This is a genomic window from Hydrotalea sp. AMD (genome assembly GCF_004100315.1).
Taxonomy (GTDB): Bacteria; Bacteroidota; Bacteroidia; order Chitinophagales; family Chitinophagaceae; genus Hydrotalea; species Hydrotalea flava.
On sequence record NZ_SCKY01000064.1, the window covers coordinates 1 to 3552 of the forward strand.

A 3552-nucleotide genomic window follows, 5' to 3' on the forward strand; every position below is an offset into this window, starting at 1 on the left:
TAAACAAATATAGTACCCCGCTCTAGCGGTCATAAGTTATGTCCATATAATCTTATATTATTAATTATTATACCCTAATTAAATAATTAATCAACTGGGATTTCCCAGTTGATTTTATTCTTATTGGTTAATTGATAATATTAATATTATTATTGGTCATCAAGATTATGATATCCATCTTTGTCTTGTCGACCTAATGGTGCTTTATAACATAACCATAATAAGATACCAATAGAGACCAAACATAACACTATTAATACAATCAGACCAATACTCATTTTGTTCCCCTAACTATTCTTTATTGTTGCATAATATGTAGATGCACCTGCTGGTGTACATCCTGCTTCTGATTGAAAAAGAGCAATGAAGTGTGCCCGTTTAGTAAAACCTTTTGCATACTCTCGAGCATATATTACTCTGGCATGCTCCATTTTGTTCTTATACCCAATTGGATTAGATAATGGACTACTAATAGTTTTATTTTGTTTATTAATAGTTGAGATAGATACTATCATATCTTCCTCATCCTCATCATCAATCATACCTCCATCATCTTTAAATTCAGATGGATCAAATTGATTAGAGACAACAATAATATCAGAATCATCGTTATCCTGAATATTACTCGATTTACCTTTAACTAATGGAAGATCTTCATCATCCAATAATCCATTTATATCATCAGTATAATTACTACTAGTAAAGATACTATCTAATACATTATTAAAATCATCATCGTAGGCCATATATATTCCCTCACATTTTTTGTTAATATTATACTACTTATATTTTATTAATCAACTTGGAATATTTGATTAATAAAATATAACCATTCATCTGAATGGTTATAATATTAATTATTGAATTGATGCAGCTAATGCCTGAACAGAATTATACTTCTTGAACTCTTGCTCCAATCTGTCAATTCGTTGTCCATTTACTTCACCAGGTAAGAATCGACACAACTTCATTACCTTATTGAGTTCAACTTTTGATAAACCAGTTGATTCAAGTGTCTCACCTGATCGATTTACTTTGAACTTAATTGAACCCATTGGGTAGGTTGCTTTAATTGAGAGACTATCATGTCTCACAACCTTATTGATTTTAACAGCCATATTATCCTCCTACAAATAATAAAGGATGAACATTATTATATAATGTTCATCCTTTAGATTGGATTAAGCAGCTTCTTCTTGATCGTTGTCTTCGACTGAATCGAAGTCACTGGTATCAAATCCAGCATCCAAATCCAGATTTGGATCTACTGAATGGTCTTCAGATACCAATCCTTCTTTCAGATCAACCGAAGTACTTTCTTCGGTTGTTTCAGCCGTAGGAACGACATAATATTTAGCCATAAAACCAACATGATCTTTTTTGTATTCTGCCATGATATTGGCATAATAAGTGTTTGCACCAGCCGGTGTGCAACCTGCTTCTGATTGGAACTCATTGATAATGTTTTTCCGTACCAATGTACCTGTTGCTGCATGACGTGCAAATACACGACGAGCCAACGTTGTTTTTGGTACTTCAGTTGATCCAGCTTTAACAACAGGAGCCGCTGATCCGTTCAATTTCGCCAGTTCAGCATTTGAAAACATCTTACCAGCATTCGCCCATTGATGAAATGTTTTTGGTTTTGTACCAGCAGCAGCACATTCCAATGTATATTCATTGTAGGCCACCCGTTGTTCGATTTCTGAATCAGATGCATTGTTGGTTTTGTCGTTTGTGTTTGTAGACATAATAGTCTCCTTAAGATTGAAGATGAATTTAAGTGGTAACAATTTGTTTAAATTGTTAACATTATTATACTGATTTTTCTTTCTTTTTCAACTGGGATTTTTGATTAATTGGGTAATTAATTTATACAATAGGGTTTATAGAACTCGGCTATCTTCTGTAACTCATCAGGGGTGGCATTTGATTTAAGATTGTTAGCCCTAAATGATACTACAACAATATTTCCTTTAACATATCCTAACTCAGGAATGATTCTATCTACAGATGGACTATCGTCAGGTGTCTTACTTTTGTTCTTAAATCGATCTGATCCCTTAACACCAAATTTTAATGGTATACCTAATATTGGACAATTTTCTGGTATAACTAAATCATCAATGGTTAAATTAAATGGTATATTGTTCTGTATACACTTCGATTTAATTCTTGCTAATAACCATCGTTTTCTCTTTTCAGGATCATCAGCATGATGTTTCCATATGACTTTATTACATTCTATACAGTGATTCATGTATCCATCAATATTAGTTTTACTAACCTTTCCTTTAACATAGAAATGATCAATATCCAATATTTGTCTACATTTACCGCATTGTTTCTTAATGACCTTTCCTTCATCATTATATTCCCTATACAACTTAATCATATCATCTTCCTATGACCATGCTCCGGACTTGCAATTCCAGGCATATGTATTTGCCCCTGCTTGGGTCAAATCAAGTTTCTCAATAATTAACTTGACAAAGTCCTTATTAGACATTCCTTCGTCCACAACATGTTTACGATACATCTCTAAACATAAAATCCTTTTACCACCTTTCTTGATTTTGGTCTTACCTGTCACTGCATCAGTCTTGATTGCAACCTTTGTTGTTATTCCTTCAACAACTTGTTGTCTAACTTCTTGCATTGGTTTAAGTATAACATTTCCTTCCTCATCAATTATATCCTTCTCATTACTCTTTAAGAAGGACCAGGCAGGATCATCACAGAAATGTTGAGCATATGCCAATACTTTTTGAACTAGACTCTTGACCTCACAATCTAGTTCAAACTTCATATAATATAACTCAACCATTAACTTTTTGACACTAATCCTGGCATATAACTCATCATCAAACTTCTGATCATAATCTAACATGACCTTAAAAATTTGTTCTCCAATGGCACATTCATCTTTTGATTCTTTCATGATGATACCAATATCTGTTGTCAATCCAGCCAAACTAAAAGTTCTGACCTTCTTACTGTCCAAATAACCCTTTATTGAACTCATCTGGATCTCCTTACTTTTATTAAATTTAAAAGTATATTATATTTTAATAAGTGAAAATTTTCAACTGGACAAACTGGTAGATAATTATCAATCATTGTTCCTATTCCTCTCTTTTATTATTTAAATGAAGATATTACTCCCTTTTTACAAAAAATCAACTGGGAAAACCTCAGTCCAAATGTTAGTTTTTATACTCACCCGGGTGAGAAACACATATTTTAGCTCTTTCTGTATCTCCATTTTTTACAATCTTTTATTTACCACTTTGGTTAAAGTAAAATTTCTCAATAAAATCAATAAGTTAGATAACTATTTAAAATAGTTTAGGAAAGTATATGAAATATCATGAACTGGATTAGTGTGTTTGATCATATATCATAACCTGTTTATGATACATTCAATAGTCATCATATATGATAAATCCTTTATAATCTTACCTTTACCCTAAAACTTTTATACTCACCCGCGTGACAAACACATTTTTTCCTGTTATTCATACAAGAAACAACCATCTCATCACCACCATA

5 protein-coding genes are annotated in these 3552 nt (G+C 32.2%); all 5 read right to left on the reverse strand.

Going from position 1 to position 3552, the window contains the following annotated elements; genetic code table 11:
• Positions 1–287: 287 nt before the first annotated feature.
• Positions 288–746, reverse strand: a complete 459-nt coding sequence (locus EO766_RS17855) for a hypothetical protein (protein WP_287101739.1) — start codon at positions 744–746, stop codon at positions 288–290.
• 111 nt (positions 747–857) lie between these two features.
• Positions 858–1118: a hypothetical protein gene (locus tag EO766_RS17860; RefSeq protein WP_287101741.1), complete on the reverse strand. Its 261-nt coding sequence runs from the start codon at positions 1116–1118 to the stop codon at positions 858–860.
• 63 nt (positions 1119–1181) lie between these two features.
• Positions 1182–1751, reverse strand: coding sequence for a hypothetical protein (locus EO766_RS17865; RefSeq protein ID WP_287101742.1), 570 nt, complete (start codon positions 1749–1751; stop codon positions 1182–1184).
• Positions 1752–1867: 116 nt separating this feature from the next.
• The gene (locus tag EO766_RS17870; RefSeq protein WP_287101744.1) at positions 1868–2395 is read right to left on the reverse strand and encodes a hypothetical protein; all 528 of its coding nucleotides are present in this window, start codon (positions 2393–2395) and stop codon (positions 1868–1870) included.
• Between the two features lie 9 nt (positions 2396–2404).
• On the reverse strand, positions 2405–3025 hold the full coding sequence (locus EO766_RS17875; RefSeq protein ID WP_287101745.1) for a hypothetical protein: 621 nt from the start codon (positions 3023–3025) through the stop codon (positions 2405–2407).
• Positions 3026–3552 lie beyond the last annotated feature (527 nt).